Origin of the sequence: Candidatus Contendobacter odensis Run_B_J11 (assembly GCF_000531125.1) — a bacterium.
Taxonomy (GTDB): domain Bacteria; phylum Pseudomonadota; class Gammaproteobacteria; order Competibacterales; family Competibacteraceae; genus Contendibacter; species Contendibacter odensensis.
The window spans coordinates 1-16,477 of the sequence record NZ_CBTK010000273.1; the positions used below are offsets into that span (position 1 = coordinate 1).

At 60.1% G+C, this 16,477-nt stretch carries 10 protein-coding genes and 2 pseudogenes; 10 read left to right on the forward strand and 2 right to left on the reverse strand.

The genetic code is table 11. The features are described 5' to 3' along the window. From ptsP to BN874_RS16810, 4 genes are all read left to right on the forward strand, one after another. A partial coding sequence (gene ptsP / locus BN874_RS16795; protein WP_034435423.1) for a phosphoenolpyruvate--protein phosphotransferase occupies positions 1-2,115 on the forward strand: 2,115 nt, incomplete at its 5' end. Continuing rightward, on the forward strand, positions 2,112-3,086 hold the full coding sequence (gene pfkB / locus BN874_RS16800) for a 1-phosphofructokinase (RefSeq protein WP_034435424.1): 975 nt from the start codon (positions 2,112-2,114) through the stop codon (positions 3,084-3,086). The genes ptsP and pfkB, both read left to right, overlap by 4 nt. A 42-nt stretch (positions 3,087-3,128) precedes the next feature. Further along, complete coding sequence (locus tag BN874_RS16805; RefSeq protein ID WP_034435425.1) at positions 3,129-4,868, forward strand: PTS fructose-like transporter subunit IIB; 1,740 nt, start codon at positions 3,129-3,131, stop codon at positions 4,866-4,868. Positions 4,869-5,340: 472 nt separating this feature from the next. Further along, positions 5,341-5,970: a DUF922 domain-containing protein gene (locus BN874_RS16810; protein WP_034435426.1), complete on the forward strand. Its 630-nt coding sequence runs from the start codon at positions 5,341-5,343 to the stop codon at positions 5,968-5,970. Between the two features lie 47 nt (positions 5,971-6,017). On the opposite strand, the gene BN874_RS16815 is transcribed toward BN874_RS16810, so the two are convergent. Beyond that, a complete protein-coding gene (locus BN874_RS16815; protein WP_154724994.1) occupies positions 6,018-6,623 on the reverse strand; it encodes a transglycosylase SLT domain-containing protein in 606 nt (201 codons plus the stop codon). 80 nt (positions 6,624-6,703) lie between these two features. Beyond that, positions 6,704-7,654 carry a complex I NDUFA9 subunit family protein gene (locus BN874_RS16820; protein WP_034435427.1) on the reverse strand — a complete coding sequence of 317 codons (951 nt, stop codon included), beginning with the start codon at positions 7,652-7,654 and terminating at the stop codon, positions 6,704-6,706. A gap of 212 nt (positions 7,655-7,866) precedes the next feature. Here BN874_RS16820 and BN874_RS16825 point away from each other — a divergent pair, with 212 nt between their 5' ends. The 6 genes and pseudogenes from BN874_RS16825 to BN874_RS16845 all read left to right on the forward strand — a co-directional run bounded on the left by BN874_RS16825 (position 7,867) and on the right by BN874_RS16845 (position 16,477). Further along, complete coding sequence (locus BN874_RS16825) at positions 7,867-8,679, forward strand: sulfite exporter TauE/SafE family protein (protein ID WP_051497963.1); 813 nt, start codon at positions 7,867-7,869, stop codon at positions 8,677-8,679. A 62-nt stretch (positions 8,680-8,741) separates the two neighbouring features. Next, positions 8,742-9,791: pseudogene (locus BN874_RS26625) on the forward strand (cache domain-containing protein); the annotation flags it as partial. Between the two features lie 642 nt (positions 9,792-10,433). Beyond that, a pseudogene (locus tag BN874_RS26615) lies at positions 10,434-11,453 on the forward strand (methyl-accepting chemotaxis protein); the annotation flags it as partial. A gap of 133 nt (positions 11,454-11,586) precedes the next feature. Beyond that, complete coding sequence (locus tag BN874_RS16835; RefSeq protein ID WP_230314473.1) at positions 11,587-12,249, forward strand: DUF554 domain-containing protein; 663 nt, start codon at positions 11,587-11,589, stop codon at positions 12,247-12,249. Between the two features lie 40 nt (positions 12,250-12,289). Then, positions 12,290-13,354, forward strand: coding sequence for an efflux RND transporter periplasmic adaptor subunit (locus BN874_RS16840; RefSeq protein WP_034435429.1), 1,065 nt, complete (start codon positions 12,290-12,292; stop codon positions 13,352-13,354). Between the two features lie 6 nt (positions 13,355-13,360). Further along, positions 13,361-16,477, forward strand: coding sequence for an efflux RND transporter permease subunit (locus BN874_RS16845; RefSeq protein WP_051497965.1), 3,117 nt, complete (start codon positions 13,361-13,363; stop codon positions 16,475-16,477).

The following is a 16,477-nucleotide window of genomic DNA, read 5'->3' on the forward strand; positions in this document are numbered from 1 at the left end:
GAAAATCCGCTGGTGCTGATCGCCGCCTTGGGCGATGCGGCGGAACCGGCTCCCGCCCTGGAAGCGCCCGCCGCGCCGGCCTGGCCGGCGGATGCCGAAGTCACCTGGATCATGGATTATCCCAACGGTCTGCACGCTCGCCCTGCGACCCGCTGGGTCGAGACCGCCAAACGCTTTCCTTGCGAGTTACGGATTTACAAGGATGCCGAATTCGCCGACGCCAAAGGGCTGACCGATCTGCTTGCCCTTGGCGTCACCTGCGGCTCAACCCTGCGGTTCGCCGCTCGCGGCTCCGACGCCCAACGGGCGCTGAACGCCTTGCACGACACGGTGCGCGGGCTGTCCGCCGTGGAACAGGCCGATGCCGAGCGCGCCCGTCGCAATGCGCTCGCCGCACGCAAAATCGCGCCGGAGTGGACGCCCAGCGGCGCGCTCCGCACCGTCTATGGCCTGGGTGCCAGTCCCGGACTGGCGGTCGGCAAACTGGTGCGCCACGTCTCCCAGCGCTTCGAGATTAGCGATCAGCCCGGCGACGTGGTGGCCGAGGGCGAAGCGCTGGAACAGGCGCTACTGGCGGTGCGCGCTGAGCGCGAGGAACTGGAGGGACGCACCCGCCAGCGCCTCAGCGCCGCTGAAGCCGCGATCTTCGCCGCGCAGCGCGAACTGCTGGCCGATCCGGTGCTGGTCCGAGATGCGCTGGCCACGATCATGCAGGGACATGGCGCCGCCTGGTCGTGGCAGCGGGCGCTGCGCACCCGGATCGATAAACTCCAGCAGATTGCCGATCCGTTGCTGGCGGCTCGTGCGCTCGATCTACGCGATGTGGGGGAACGGGTGCTGGCCGAACTGCTCGGCATCGAACGGCAGCAACTCACCCTGACCGAACCTTCGATTCTGGCGGCGGAAGACCTCACCCCCTCCGACACTCTGCATCTCGACACCCGTTATGTAGTGGGACTGGCAACCAGCGTTGGCGGCCCGACTTCACATACCGCAATTCTGGCTCGCACCCTGGGTCTGCCGGCGATGGTGGCGGCGGGTCCGGCGTTACTGGCCGCGCCCGACGGCGGAATCGCGGTGGTGGATGGCGGCAGCGGCTGCCTCTATCTGGACCTGAGCGAAGCCGATCAGCGCAGCGTCGCCGAGGTGATCGCCCGCCAGACCGCCGCCCGCGAAAGTCTGCGCGCCACCCGTTATCTGCCGGCGACCACCACCGACGGCCACACCATCGAGATTGTCGCCAACGTCGCCAACCCGAAACAGGCGGTAGCGGCGCTCGACGCCGGAGCCGAGGGCATCGGCCTGATGCGCACCGAATTTCTGTTCCTGGAACGCAACAGCGCGCCGGACGAAGATGAGCAGTACCGGGTCTATCGTGAAATGACCGAGGTGATGGCTGGACGAAGGCTGATCATTCGCGCCCTGGACATTGGCGGCGACAAGCAGGTGCCGTATCTCAATTTGCCGCACGAAGAGAACCCCTTTCTCGGCGTGCGCGGCGCACGGCTGCTGTTGCAACGGCAGGATTTGCTTTATGCCCAATTACGGGCGCTGTACCGCGCCGCCCAGCACGGCCCGCTGTGGATCATGTTCCCGATGGTCACGCACATCAGCGAGATCGAGGCGTTGCGCGGTCACTGTAAACTGGCCTGCGAGCAGGTTGGCGGCCCCGAAGTCAAGCTCGGCATCATGGTGGAAGTGCCCGCAGTGGCAGTGCTGGCTGACCGCTTCGCGCCGCTGGTGGATTTCTTCTCTATCGGCACCAACGATCTCACCCAGTACACCTTGGCGGTGGATCGCCAGCACCCTGAACTCGCCGCCCAGGCCGACAGCCTGCATCCGGCGGTGCTAAACCTGATCGATGCCACAGTGCGCGGCGCCCAAACCGCTGGCCGATCAACCGGCAGGGGCTGGGTTGGCGTCTGTGGCGGACTGGCCGGCGACCCGCTGGGTGCCCGTATCCTGACCGGGCTGGGCGTGGACGAACTGAGCATGAGCGCCCAGGACATCGCTCCGGTGAAAGCCGCACTGCGCGGCGAATCGCGGGCGGCGATGCAGGATTTGGCCCGGCGCGCCTTACGCGCCTGTACCGCCGAAGAGGTGCGCGCCCTATGAATCCGCTTAATTCTTCCCTTCAGGTGGTGACGGTCGCCCTCAATCCGGCGCTGGACCAGACCATTGAGGTCGCCGGTCTGCAACCGGGCGCGGTCAACCGGGCACTGCGGATGCAGGTCGATGTCGGCGGCAAGGCGATCAACGTCGCTTCCTGCCTAGCTGACTTCGGCATCAATGCAGCAGTCACCGGGCAACTGGGTCGCGATAACGCCGCGCTGTTCGAGGAACTGTTCCGGCGCAAGAAAATCGCCAATCACTGCTGCTATCTCGATGGCCTGACCCGGATCAACACCAAGCTAGTGGATGTCGAACGCGGCGAAACCACTGATCTCAATATGCCCGGGCCGGAACTGACGGCGGAGGCCGCAGCGGAATTGCTGGATCAAGTGCTGCAACGGCTTGATGCGCTGATGGAACAGGCCCGCTGGGTGGTGCTATCCGGCAGTCTGCTGCCGGGAATGCCGGAGGATGCCTACGCCACCTTGACCCGGCGGATTCAGGCGGCGGGCGCTGCGGTACTGCTGGACACCAGCGGATCGCCGTTGCGGGCCGCGCTGACTGCCGGGCCGCGCCTGATCAAGCCGAATCGGCACGAATTGGCCGAACTGGTGGGTGAACCGCTGGAATCGCTGGAAGCGTTGCTTGCCGCCGGGCGGGCGTTGCTGAACAGCGCCAATCCGCCCGAATGGGTGGTGGTCTCGCTGGGCAGCGATGGCGCGTTATTTCTCAGCCGCGAGCAGGCGCTACAGGCTCATCCCGCGCCGGTAGCAGTGACCAGCACGGTCGGCGCGGGTGACGCGATGGTCGCGGGTTTGGTCGCGGCTCGGCTGGAAAATCTGGCGCTGGCGGAAACCGCCCAACTGGCGACCGCGTTCGCCGCCGCCAAACTGACCCGGCTTGGCCCGCATTTGCCACCGCCGGATCAGGTTCGCGCCCTCGCCCAACAGATCGCCGTGACCCCGCTCGACTGAGCCATTTCCAGAACCCGAATCCAGAACAGAGGAGAATCCAACATGGCCAGATTAGTTGCCGTCACCGCCTGCCCGACCGGCATCGCGCACACCCTCATGGCGGCGGAAGGACTTGAGCAAGCCGCCAAAACGCTCGGACACGAGATTCAGGTTGAAACGCAAGGATCGGCAGGAACCCGAAATACCCTGTCCGATACCGACATTGCCGCCGCCGAAGTGGTCATCATCGCCGCTGATACCCGGGTGGATACCGCCCGCTTCGTGGACAAGCCGCTGTATGAAACTGCGACCGAACCGGCAATCCGCACTGGCGCCGCCGTAATCGCAGCCGCGCTCGCCTGCATCCCCGCACCCGTTGCGTCAATCGCAGCGGGCCTGAGGATCGTCGGAATCACTTCCTGCCCGACGGGCATCGCCCACACCTTCATGGCCGCCGAGGGACTCGAACAGGGCGCGAAGAGTCAGGGCCACGCGATCAAGGTGGAAACCCAGGGTTCCGTTGGCGCGAAGAATACCCTGACCGCCGCTGACATCGCGGCGGCGGATTTGGTGATCATCGCTGCCGATACCCAGGTGGATAAAACCCGCTTCGCCGGCAAGCGGTTGTACGAGGCCAGCACCAAGGCGGCGATCCACGACGGCGCCGCGCTGGTGCGTACCGCGATCACCGACGCCAAGGTCACCGGCGCCGCGCCTTCCGCTGATCCGGGCCAGCAGGCCAAGGCCCAGCAAGCCACAGGCCGTACCAGCGCCTACAAGCACCTGATGACCGGCGTGTCCTACATGATTCCCTTCGTGGTCGCCGGCGGCCTGTTGATCGCGCTGAGCTTCGCGATCGGCGGGATCAATGTGTTCGAGGATGTGAATAAGGGCACCTTGGGCTGGACCCTGAATCAGATCGGCAAATCTGGCTTTACGCTGCTGGTGCCGATTCTGGCCGGTTTTATCGCCTATTCGATAGCGGATCGGCCCGGCATCGCCCCCGGCATGATCGGCGGGATGATCGCCAGCACCATCGGATCAGGCTTTCTCGGCGGCATCACCGCTGGCTTTATCGCCGGCTACACCGTCAAGTTCCTGAGCGATCATATCCCTCTCCCACGCACTCTGGCCGGTCTTAAGCCGGTGCTGATTTTGCCGCTGCTCGGCACCGTTATTGTCGGCCTGCTGATGTACTACGTGGTGGGCGAGCCGGTCGCCGGTGCGTTGGCAATGATCACCACCTGGCTCAAGGGTCTGCAAGGCAGTAACGCCATCTTTCTTGGTCTGCTACTCGGCTCGATGATGGCCTTTGACATGGGCGGGCCACTCAACAAGGCAGCCTACGCCTTTGCCCTCGGGCTGATTACCAGTCAAGTGTACGCGCCGATGGCGGCGGTGATGGCCGCCGGCATGACCCCACCCCTGGGGCTGGCGTTGGCCACGGTGTTGTTCAGAAACCGTTTCTCGCTGGATGAACGCGAGGCTGGGGGCGCTACCGCCGTACTCGGTCTTTCCTTCATCACCGAGGGTGCAATTCCCTACGCCGCCAAGGACCCGTTGCGGGTGATTCCGGCGTTGATGGCGGGTTCCGCCGTCGCCGGCGCGATGTCGATGGTGTTCGGCTGCGAACTGCGGGTGCCGCACGGCGGAGTTTTTGTGTTGCCGATCCCAAACGCGGTGACGCAGCTTGGCCCCTACCTGATCGCTATCGTCGCCGGTACGCTAGTCACAACCACCGCGTTGTTTTTCCTGAAGCGACCTCTTGAAATCAAGGCGACGCTAAAAGCTAACGCTTCATAAGCGATGGTGGTGGCGCAACTGTGAGGATCACTCCCATCTTCCCGCAGATTCCGTCTGCGGGTCTTTCCGTTGAATTGAGGCAAGGCAAAATCCCGCACTGGCGCGGTCAATCGCACTCTGCGGATGCCGGTGGCTGCCGCGCAGACCGATGGTCCATCGCCACCAGCCCGGTTCAATATGAGTTGAACTCAGCGATTCAGAATGGGCTGATTAGGCAAACAAGCAGGTCAAAATGATTCAGAGCCTATTGGTTAATCAATAATTCTATAGCAAAGTGGTGTATGGTATAAAAAATGCTTAAATCTTTGACTGAAGGCTTGTGATTAAAGAACCAGACCGTGCAATACACTTTGCTATTGCCCACGGTACATGCCTGTACCCATCCATCCAAACTCAGATGTAGCTATGATATGGAGAGATTTCATCTTCACTTCATTGGCGCAACATCAATCTCTCAATCAGGTGATGTGATATGGCGACACCCACTTTTCATGAAATTCAAGCCGCAATGACCGGCTTTCCCCGCACCCTCGCATGGACGAATTTTCGCTCTGTTAAGACTTCACCCAGCCCGCCTCATGAAGCGATGACCAGTGCCAGCTTCAGCTCAACCGGTTGGCGGGTGACTCTTGTAAAGGGCGAATATCGGATCACGGGTGCCCGGGTGAATGTGGATATAAACACAGGCGCATCCTTTGCTACTGCATCAGCCCAAACCAGCACTGATTTACTCACGCATGAACAGGGCCATTTCGACATTACGGGCCTCATCGCCCGGGATATCATCAGTCAGATTCTCTCCCTGTCCTATGATGAGAGTGTAGTGGCAGTGGTTCGCGGTGTAGGCAACTCGTCTCAGGCGAGAATCAATTGGGTCACCCAAGAGTTTCAAAAGGATGTCAATAGAATTGGTCGCGAAGCCAAAGCGGCTTTGGATCGGTTGCAAACAGATCCTGTTACCGGAGTGGATGGCATCTACGACACGCAAACCAACCATAGCCAGAACACGACCGCGCAGGCGGTCTGGAATACCCGGTTCCAGCAAGCCAAGATCACTAACACCAACTTCCAACTCGACTTGAAGTTGGCTGGGATTCTGTGATCGAACTGTCGATCGGCATGGCCTGCCGGGAGCAACTATTGGGTCGTCTATTGAGCAGCTAAACGCGGTTCGCAGCGATTCAGTTGTGCCCGGTAGCGGTCGGCCTGTTGGCGCACCTGTCGCGCCCGCTTCATCAGCCACGGCTTTTGCCGGTAACTGCCTTTGGCGAAGCCGTCCTGACCTTCGTGATAAGCCAGATACTGGTTATAGGCATTGTTCCTGGCAACACGATTACGCCGGGACGTTTCGCTGATATACCAGCCGATAAAATCCACTGCATCCTCGAACTCATCGCGGTCGGCGCCCCGATTACCGGTCGCAGCGATGTAGCGCTCCCACGTACCATCCAGCGCCTGACTGTAGCCATAGGCGGAAGAAGGGCGGGTGCCGGGGATGAAACCGAGGTACCAGGTGCGTGGCGGTTGAGCGTCAGCCTGAAACGCCGATTCTTGATGAATAATTGCCAACAGCACCGGCAGCGGTACGCCCCAGCGCCGACTGGCGGTTTTGGCGTCGGCGAACCAGTCGCCATACTCGGCGAAAATGGCGCAAGCATCGTTGACATTACGGGGTGGCGCGGTGGTGCAGGCAACCAGCAGCAGCAACACACCGCCAGACCAGCCCAGAACCCAGGGCCAAATCTGGCGCCGCATCCATGCAGTGATCCCGAAAAACCTATCGCGCTGGGAGTGCAAGCGAGGTGAGTGTAGCTGGCTCAGGGTTGATCTCGCCTTCAGTCACGGCGGGCGACACGACGGAAGCTATCGTACAGACCGCGTTGGGTCTTGTTGGCAAAATGCATCGGCATGACGCCTTCGACTGAACACGGAGTAATGCCGAGTGCTTCCAGACCGTTACAGCCGCAAACGCTATCTACCTGCAAGGAGAGATAGTTATCGGTGGTGAAGACTTTCACCGGCAGCTTGTCGAAAATCTTCCCCTGCAACCGCGCCAGCGAATCCGGCATCCCGATCACCCAGCGCTTCAAACCCAGCATCTTGGCGACGTTTTCGACCAGTTCCTTGAAGGTGTAGATTCGCGGCCCGCACAGCTCATAGCTGTTGCCAATGGTGGCATCATTCTCCAGCGCGTTCTCGAAAGCCTGCGCCACATCGCCGACGTAGACCGGCGCAAAACGGCTGTCAGGACAGGCCAGCGGTAGCACCTTACTGAGCTTGAGCAGACTGGCAAACTGGTTAAAAAAGTTGTCATCCGGCGCGAAGATGATTGACGGTTTGAAGCAGGTGACTGCGACCCCTTGCGCCTGCATCACCCGTTGCTCGCCCTCGCCTTTGGTGCGCAGATACTGGCTTGGACCTTTGACGGCATCGGCATGGAGGGCGCTCATGTGCAGCAGGCGTTTAACTCCAGCAGCGCGGCAGGCATCCGCCACTTTGCCCGGCAGTTCGGCGTGAACCGCACCGAAGGTCTGGGTCGAGAATTCATGCAGAATGCCCACCAGATTGATGACCGCATCACCGCCCGCGAAGTGTTGTTGCAATTGAGTGGCATCGTGGATGTCGGCCCCAATCAGTTGCGCGTTAGGCAATATTTCGACTTCCCGGTGCCGCTGCGGATGCCGGGTCAGAACTTTGACCGTGTATCCCCGGTTGGCCAGTCGCGCCACCAGATGTCGTCCAACGAAACCAGTGCCACCCAACACACAGATAGTTTTGATATTCATGCCTGTACTTGCTCCTCGCTGTTTTTATGCCGACCGCAGCGAACCAACGCTACGGAATTATCTTGATGGGGACGGGGACATTCCCCAACATTCCGCCTTTACAATAGCCGCTTGGCGCGAAAGTGTGCGTAACGGCTGCTTCGCAGTGAAATTTACCATACATCACCCGTATGCTTCTTCCCGGAACGAAAGACAAGAATAAGGAGAGTCTCATGGAATTCATTTCAGCACTCATTTCGCCGACTTTGCTGCTGTATCTGGCACTGGGCGCGTTCGCCGGGGTCATGGCCGGTCTGCTCGGCGTGGGCGGTGGCCTGATCATCGTCCCGGTGCTGGCCTGGATTCTTCACGGCCAGCAAGTCAACGACACGCTGGTGATGCATATTGCCATTGGCACTTCGCTGGCGACTATTGTGGTCACCTCATTATCTTCGGTCCGCGCTCATCATCAGCGGGGCGCAGTGCTATGGCCGGTGGTTTGGCAACTGACGCCGGGCATCGTCATCGGTGCCTGGCTAGGCGCAGCAGTGGCTGATCAACTGTCCAGCGTGGTGTTAACCAAAATCTTCGCCGTGTTCGTACTGCTGGTGGCAGCGCAGATCGCCTTCGGAGCCAAGCCGGCGCCGCATCGTGGCCTGCCGGGTACGCCAGGACTGGTGGCGACCGGCGGAGTGATCGGGATGGTATCGGCCATTGTCGGCATCGGTGGCGGTTCGCTGACCGTGCCCTTTTTGACTTGGTGCAATACCTCGATCCGGCAGTCGGTCGCCACCTCCGCCGCCTGTGGATTGCCGATTGCGCTGGCCGGATCGGTCGGCTTCATCGTCACCGGCCTGAATGCCACCGGCTTACCCGCCTGGAGTTTGGGCTATATTTATGGCCCGGCGCTGATCGGCATCGCCGCCGCCAGCCTGTTTTCCGCGCCGCTGGGCGCAAAGCTGGCGCATACCCTGCCGACGGAAATCCTGAAAAAAGTATTCGCAATTTTTCTGGCGCTGGTTGGCACCAAGATGTTGCTGAGCTAAAGCAAAAAAAACCATATCGCGCATCTCATAAGCGCGCATGACACCCCTAAGGAGGAATCCCCGTGAAATTCATCAATAACCTGAAATTGGGCATCAAGCTGTCTGTCGCCTTTGTTTTAATCGGCTTGCTACCGGCGCTGATCGTCGGTTTTATCGCACTGTCCAAGGCCAGTGATTCACTGTCACAACAGGCGTTTCAGCAATTGGAAAGTGTTCGTGCCCTCAAGAAAAAGCAGATCGAAAATGTGTTCAATGAGGCGCACAAGGATTTGGATACGCTGATTAACGCTCAACAATACTTTCAGGCGTTTGCTTTCAAGAATCTGGAGAGTATTCACAAGAATACGAAAGCTCAGGTTGAGCAGGTCGCGCAACGCCAGATCGATGTAGTTCAGTCCATGGCGCACAGCACCAATATAGCCGATGCACTGCTGGCTTTTACCAGCGCTTTTGATGCAGCAGGCAATAAGACCAACAACGCCAATTGGAGCGCTGCCGCCAAGCGGGATGGCCCGGCGCTGGTGACGTATGCCCGGCAACATGGCTACGATGATCTGTTGCTGATCAGTAAGGATGGGGTGGTGGTTTACAGCACTGCTGGGCAATCGGAACTGGGCCAGCCGGTTAGTGCCGCTAACCTGAAGGACAGCGCGCTGGAACCAGCGTTTCGGCAAGGTCTCGCCGGTGTTGCGGTGCAGGATTTCAAAGCCTATGCCCCGAATGACGGTCGCCTGTTCGCCTTTTACAGCGCGCCTGTCGTTCGCGATAACGCCACCTTGGGCGTGCTGGTGTTGAAACAGTCGCCGGCTCCGTTCAACGCCATCACCCAGCGCCGCGAAGGTCTGGGCAAGAGTGGCGAAAGCTATTTTGCCGCCAAAACTGGCGACCGAATCGTGTTCCGCAGCGATATGAAGACGATGGGTGCCGGCAAGTTCGTGGTCGGTTACGACATCACCGATGTCGCTCCGGCTTATCTTAAGGAGGTGCTGGCCGGCAAGTCGGTCCACGATGTTTATACCGACAGCGCCGGTAAGCTGGTGATGGTGATGGCCGACCCGCTCACCCTCCGTGGTTTGCCATGGGCGGTCGTCACCAAGCTCAATTTGGAGGAAGCGATGGCGCAAACCCGGGAAGGCGCATCCGAGGATTTCCTGACCGAATACGCCAAGCAGACCGGTCTCGACGATCTGCTGCTGATTCATGCGAACGGGAAGGTGTTTTACAGCTCTGCCAAGGGCAGCGACTACGGCACTGATCTGCTGAAAGGGCCTCTCCAGGATTCGGGTTTGGCTAAAACATTCCGCAAGGCGCTGGAAACCCAGCAATTCCAGTTTCAGGACTATGCACCCTACGCGGCAATCAGCAATCAACCGGCCTCATTTTTCGTTAAGCCGTTAGTAAATAACGGAAAAGTTGAAATGGTCTTCGCGGTGCGCCATTCCCTGAAAGAAACCAACGACATCATGCAGCAGCGCGAAGGCATGGGCCGCACCGGCGAAACCTATCTGGTCGGCTCGGACAAGCGGATGCGCTCGGATTCCTTTATGGATGCCAAGGATCGTTCGGTACAGGCGTCATTCGCGGGGAGTATTGAGAAGAACGGGGTGGATACCGAGGCATCCCGCGAGGCGCTGGCCGGCAAGACCGAGGTTCGGATCATCACTGATTATCTCGGTGCCGCTGTGTTGTCGGCGTTCACCCCGGTCAAAGTCGGCGAGACCACCTGGGCGCTCATCGCCGAAATTGACGAGGCTGAAGCCTTCGCTGCGGTCAGGCAATTGCAATGGTTAATGGCGCTGGTGCTGGTGGTCAGTCTCGGCGTTATCATCGTGGTGGCCTGGCTAGTGACGCGCACTATCACCCGTCCGCTGGGTGTCGCCGTCACCGCTTCCGGTTTGATCGCCGCTGGCGATTTGACCACCGACATTCAGGTGACTTCGCACGACGAAACCGGGCAACTGTTGCAAGCCATGAAAACCATGGCGACGCAGCTTAGGGAAATCGTCAGCAATGTCACCCAAGCCACTACCCAAGTCAGTTCCGCCGCAGCCGAGATTGCTCAAGGCAGCAGCGATCTGGCGCAACGCACCGAGCAACAAGCCTCGGCGCTGGAACAAACCGCTTCCAGCATGGAGGAACTCACTTCAACGGTGAAGCAGAGTGCCGACAATGCCGGCCAAGCCAACCAACTGGCGGATGCCGCCCGCACTCAGGCCGAACAGGGCGGGCAAGTGGTCGATCAAGCGATTACCGCGATGAGCGCGATTAACGCCAGCAGCCGCAAGATTGCCGACATCATTGGGGTAATTGACGAGATCGCGTTCCAAACCAACCTGCTGGCGCTGAACGCGGCGGTAGAAGCCGCCCGCGCCGGTGAACAAGGCCGGGGCTTCGCGGTGGTCGCGGGGGAAGTGCGCAAGCTGGCGCAACGCAGCGCCGATGCGGCTAAAGAGATCAAAGGGTTGATTACCGACAGCGTGAGCAAGGTTGAAGACGGCGGCCGGCTGGTGGGACGCTCCGGGCAAACCCTCAAAGAGATCGTCACCTCGGTCAAAAAAGTGAGTGACATTGTGGCCGAAATCGCCGCCGCCGCCCGCGAGCAGGCCAGCGGGATTGAGCAAGTCAACAAAGCCATTTTGCAAATGGATCAAGTGACGCAACAAAACGCCGCGCTGGTGGAAGAAACCGCCGCTGCCAGCCACGCCATGGGCGATCAAGCCCATGAACTGCAACAACTGATGGGGTTTTTCAAGCTGAATAAGCGGACGGCTTAAGGGCGATGTGGCACCAGCATCCTGCCGGTACACCGAACACGGGCAAGATGCCCGTGCTACCTCCTCTCCTACCGGGAGAGGAAAGTTTTTTCACCGGCTTTTTCAAAGGGTAATCCGAGTGCTTGGAACACTGGTGAATACCAGCGCGGTCGTCATAGGCAGTGCAATAGGTCTGACGGCGGGTACCCATTTACCCAGCGGCATCAAGATCATCCTGATGCAAGCCCTGGGTTTGGCGACCACGGTCATTGGCTTGCGCATGGCGCTGGAGGCGCAACATGTCCTGCTGGCGATTGGCTGCCTGTTGTTGGGCGGCGTGAGCGGTGAACTACTGTGCATCGAACAGCGATTGGAAGGACTGGCCGACCGGCTGCGGCGAACGCTGCGCTCCGATTCCAGCCGCTTCGTGGAGGGTTTTGTGACCGCGACCCTGTTGTATCTGACTGGAGCGATGACGATTGTCGGATCGATTCAGGATGGCACGATCGGCGATCCCAGCGTGCTACTGCTCAAATCGCTGCTGGATGGGGTGGCTTCGGTGGCGCTGGCCTCATCGCTGGGTATTGGCGTACTGTTCTCGGCGCTGCCGGTGTTGTTGGTGCAAGGCGGTATCACGTTGCTGGCGGCGCAGTTGAGCTTTTTGTCGCAGCCGGTGGTGCTGGATGCTATTAACGCCACTGGCGGGTTGCTGATTCTGGGTATCGGAATCAATCTGCTGGAAATCGGTCGGATTCGGGTCGCTAATCTACTGCCGGCCTTGGGTTACGCCATCATCGGTGCGCTGCTGTTTTCCTAATCGCCGCGCAACTCTCTCCTCTAAAGCGGGCACATCTTCCATGTATGATCCCTGCAAACGGGCGACGCTAAGTGTCGCCTTGGTACTTTTAACGCTCCCGGTGCTGGCCCAACAAAAACCTGCCGAAATGCCGCCGATGCCGGTCAAAACGGCAGCAGTGAGCCGCGAAACTCTTAATATTGAGGTGACCGCCGTCGGTACGCTGCGCGCTGATGAAACGGTGATGATCCGCCCCGAAATCGCCGGGCGGGTGGTCACGCTCCATTTCAAGGAAGGCCAGGCCGTCAGCGAAGGCGATCCGCTGGTGACGCTTGATCAGGGCGAATACCAGGCGCAACTGGCTGGCAGCACCGCTCAAGTTGGACTGGAGGAAATCAGCTATCGGCGGTTGCAGGATTTGCAACGCAAGAATCTGAGCAGCCCGCAGATTCTCGACGAGACCAAAGCCCGGTTGGACGCGGCCCGTGCCACGCAAACGCTCACCCAGGTGCGGCTGGACAAAACCGTGATCCGTGCCCCGTTCGCCGGAACGGTGGGTTTGCGGCTGGTCAGCCCCGGCGCTTATGTGAAAGCGGGTGATGACATCGCCAATCTGGAAAGTCTTGGCGCGATGAAACTGGATTTTCGAGTGCCGGAAACCTATCTGGCGCGGCTGGCGACCGGGCAAATCCTGACGGTGCGGGTGGACGCCTGGCCTGATCAGGGCTTCGAGGGAACGACTTACGCCATTGATCCAGCAGTGGACCCGGAGACTCGCACCGTGTTGTTGCGGGCGCGACTGCCGAACAAGGGCAACAAGCTGCGGCCGGGTTTGTTCGCTCGAGTGAATCTGGTGCTGGAGCGGCGGGAGAATGCCCTGATCGCGCCGGAACAGGCCATTGTGCCGTTGGGTCAGACTCCATTTGTGTACCGGGTGGTTGAGGGCAAAGCGGTGATGACGCCGGTAAAACTGGGCTTGCGCCGGCCCGGAAAGGTAGAAATTCTGGAAGGGCTGAAGGCGGGTGATCAAGTCGTCACTGACGGCCAGTTGAAAATCCGCGATGGCGCAGCGGTGACGGTGTTGCCGCCGCCGGGGACTTCGCCACCGACCGTACCGCAGAGGTAAACCGTCATGTTCCTGCCTGAAATCTCGATCAAGCGCCCGGTATTGGCGACGGTGATGAGTCTCACCATTATTCTCATCGGCGTAATCTCCTTTCTGCGCTTGCCGGTGCGTGAATATCCCAACATTGACGCGCCGATTGTCTCGGTACGCACGGTTTACCCCGGTGCCAGCGCCGAAATCATGGAAAGCCAGATCACGCAACCGCTGGAAGATACGCTGGCGGGGATTGAAGGCGTCCGCACTATCAAATCCATCAGCCGCGAGGAAGTCAGTCAAATCACGGTGGAACTGGTGCTGGAGCGGGATGTGGACGCTGCCGCCAACGATGTGCGCGACCGGGTGGCGCGGGTGCGCAGCCGGTTGCCCGATGAAGTCAACGATCCGGTGGTGGCGAAAATCGAAGCCGACGCCCAAGCCATTATGTGGCTAGCGTTTTCCAGCGAGCGGCACAGTGCGCTGGAGATAACCGATTATGCCGACCGCATCATCGTGGATCGCCTGCAAGCTCTGCCAGGAGTCGCCAGCGTCATCATTGCCGGCGAACGGCGCTACGCCATGCGGTTATGGCTGGATCGGGACCGGATGGCCGCTTACGGCCTGACTCCGCAGGACGTGGAAAATGCGCTGAAGAAGCAGAATGTCGAACTGCCGTCCGGGCGGATCGAATCGCGCCAGCGCGAATTCACCGTGTTGACCGAATCGGATTTGCGCAGCCCGGAGCAATTTAACGATCTGATTCTCAAGGAAGTCAAAGGCTATCCGATCCGGTTGCGCGACATTGGTTCTGCTGAAGTGGGCGCAGCGGACCAACGCAATGCGTTGCGCGCCAACGGCAATCCCTCGGTTGGACTCGGCATCGTCAAGCAATCCACCGCCAATACCTTGAGCGTGGCCCAGGCAGTGCGGGCGTTGCTGCCGGGGATGACCGCCAGCCTGCCGGAGGGGATGAAAATCACCGTGGGCTACGACGGTTCCATTTTTATCGAGAAATCCATCGAGGCGGTCTACCGGACCATGCTGGAGGCGCTGGGGCTGGTGGCAGTAGTGATCTTCCTGTTCCTGCGCAACTGGCGGGCGACGCTGATCCCGCTGGTGACCATTCCGGTGTCGCTGATTGGCGCGTTCATTTTCCTGTATGCGCTGGGTTTCACCATCAACACCCTCACCTTATTAGGGCTGGTACTGGCGATAGGCATGGTGGTGGATGACGCCATCGTGGTCATGGAAAACATTCATCGCCATATCGAAGACGGGATGACCCCGTTCAAGGCGGCGCTGCACGGTTCGCAGGAAATCGCCTTTGCGGTGCTGGCGATGACCATTACCCTAGCGGCGGTATTTACCCCGCTGGCGTTCATGACCGGTAATACCGGGCGACTGTTCACCGAATTCGCGTTCACCGTAGCGGCGGCGGTAACAGTGTCCGGCTTCGTGGCCCTGACCCTGACCCCGATGATGTGTTCCAAACTGCTGCGCCACGAAAGCCAGCACAACCGGTTCTTCAATGTCAGCGAGCGCTTTTTCCTGGGGATGAACCGAGGCTATCACCGCCTGCTCAGTCATACCCTTAACCGGCGCGGGCTGATTGTACTGCTGTTCTGCGTGACCGCATTCGGCGCGGGCTGGCTGTTCACTCATCTCAAATCGGAACTGTCGCCACTGGAAGATCGCGGCACCATCATTGGCGTGATCGTCGCGCCAGAAGGAGCGACCCTGGCTTACACCGACGGTTACGCCCGGCAACTGGAACAGCTCTATCAGGCCATTCCCGAAGTGAGTTCCTATCTGGTGTTTGTCGCGCCGGGGCTGGAACGGCCCAATCCGGTCAATAGCGCCTTGTCGTTCGTGCGGATGAAACCGTGGGAACAGCGCCAGCGCAAGCAGCAAGCTATCGCCAAGGAACTCGCGCCGAAAATGGCTCAGTTGCCCGGAGTGCTGGCCTTCCCGATCAATCCGCCCTCGCTCGGCCAGAGCTTCCGCAATCCGGCGGTGCAGTTCGTGATTCAGTCCAGCAGTTATGCCGACCTGCAACAACGGGTCGATCAGGTGCTGGCCAAGGCGCGACAGTATCCCGGCATGGTGAATCTGGACAGCGATTTGCGGTTGAACAAGCCGCAACTCTCGGTCGTGCTGAATCGCGACAAAATCGCCGCAGTCGGTGCGGATGTGGAGGACATTGGCCGGACCCTGGAAACCCTGCTCGGCGGGCGGCAAGTGACCCGCTTCAAGCAGGACGGCCAGCAATACGATGTGGTGCTGCAACTCAAGGATCAGGATCGTGAACAGCCGACCGACTTGACCGCAATTTTCGTGCGGGGCCGCGATGGGCAACTGGTGCAACTCTCCAATCTGGTCGAGGTGCGGGAAACCGTCGCCCCCAAGGAACTGAACCGCTTCAACCGGCTGCGCGCTGCGGTCATTTCGGCCAATATCGCGCCCGGCTACACTTTGAGCGAAGCGCTGGAGTTCATGGATCAGACTGCGAAGGAGGTGCTGGGTGAAAACGCGCAAACTGCGCTGGACGGCCAGTCGCGGGAGTTCCGCGAATCCGGGGCCACTCTGTACACCACCTTTGTACTAGCGCTACTGCTGATTTATCTGGTGCTGGCCGCCCAGTTCGAGAGTTTTATATCGCCGCTGGTGATCATGCTGACGGTGCCGCTGGCGATCACCGGCGGATTACTGGGGCTGTTTCTGAGCGGTGGCACCTTGAACGTCTACAGCCAGATCGGCCTGGTAATGCTGGTTGGACTGATCACCAAGAACGGCATTTTGATTGTCGAATTCGCCAACCAATTACGCTTGACCGGACTGGATCGGCAAGCGGCGGTGCTGGAAGCGGCCACCCTGCGCTTGCGTCCGATCCTGATGACCACGCTATCCACCATTCTCGGCGCGATTCCGCTGGCGCTGGCGTTGGGCGCGGGGGCGGAAAGCCGCCAGCAAATCGGTTGGGTCATCGTCGGCGGCCTGCTGCTGGGAACGCTGCTGACCCTGTTCGTGGTGCCGGTGGCTTATACCCTGCTGGTGCGTAAAACGCACCATACAGCGGAAGAAGCAGCGGAGCTGGCCGATCATGGTCCAGCCGTAGTCAAAGCTGAACCAAAGCCGGCGGGAGTTTGA

Coding starts and splice junctions, on each gene's coding strand:
- pfkB (WP_034435424.1), top strand. CDS start 2,112: ATGAATCCGCTTAATTCTTCCCTTCAGGTGGTGACGGTCGCCCTCAAT.
- BN874_RS16805 (WP_034435425.1), top strand. CDS start 3,129: ATGGCCAGATTAGTTGCCGTCACCGCCTGCCCGACCGGCATCGCGCAC.
- BN874_RS16810 (WP_034435426.1), top strand. CDS start 5,341: ATGGCGACACCCACTTTTCATGAAATTCAAGCCGCAATGACCGGCTTT.
- BN874_RS16815 (WP_154724994.1), bottom strand. CDS start 6,623: ATGCGGCGCCAGATTTGGCCCTGGGTTCTGGGCTGGTCTGGCGGTGTG.
- BN874_RS16820 (WP_034435427.1), bottom strand. CDS start 7,654: ATGAATATCAAAACTATCTGTGTGTTGGGTGGCACTGGTTTCGTTGGA.
- BN874_RS16825 (WP_051497963.1), top strand. CDS start 7,867: ATGGAATTCATTTCAGCACTCATTTCGCCGACTTTGCTGCTGTATCTG.
- BN874_RS16840 (WP_034435429.1), top strand. CDS start 12,290: ATGTATGATCCCTGCAAACGGGCGACGCTAAGTGTCGCCTTGGTACTT.
- BN874_RS16845 (WP_051497965.1), top strand. CDS start 13,361: ATGTTCCTGCCTGAAATCTCGATCAAGCGCCCGGTATTGGCGACGGTG.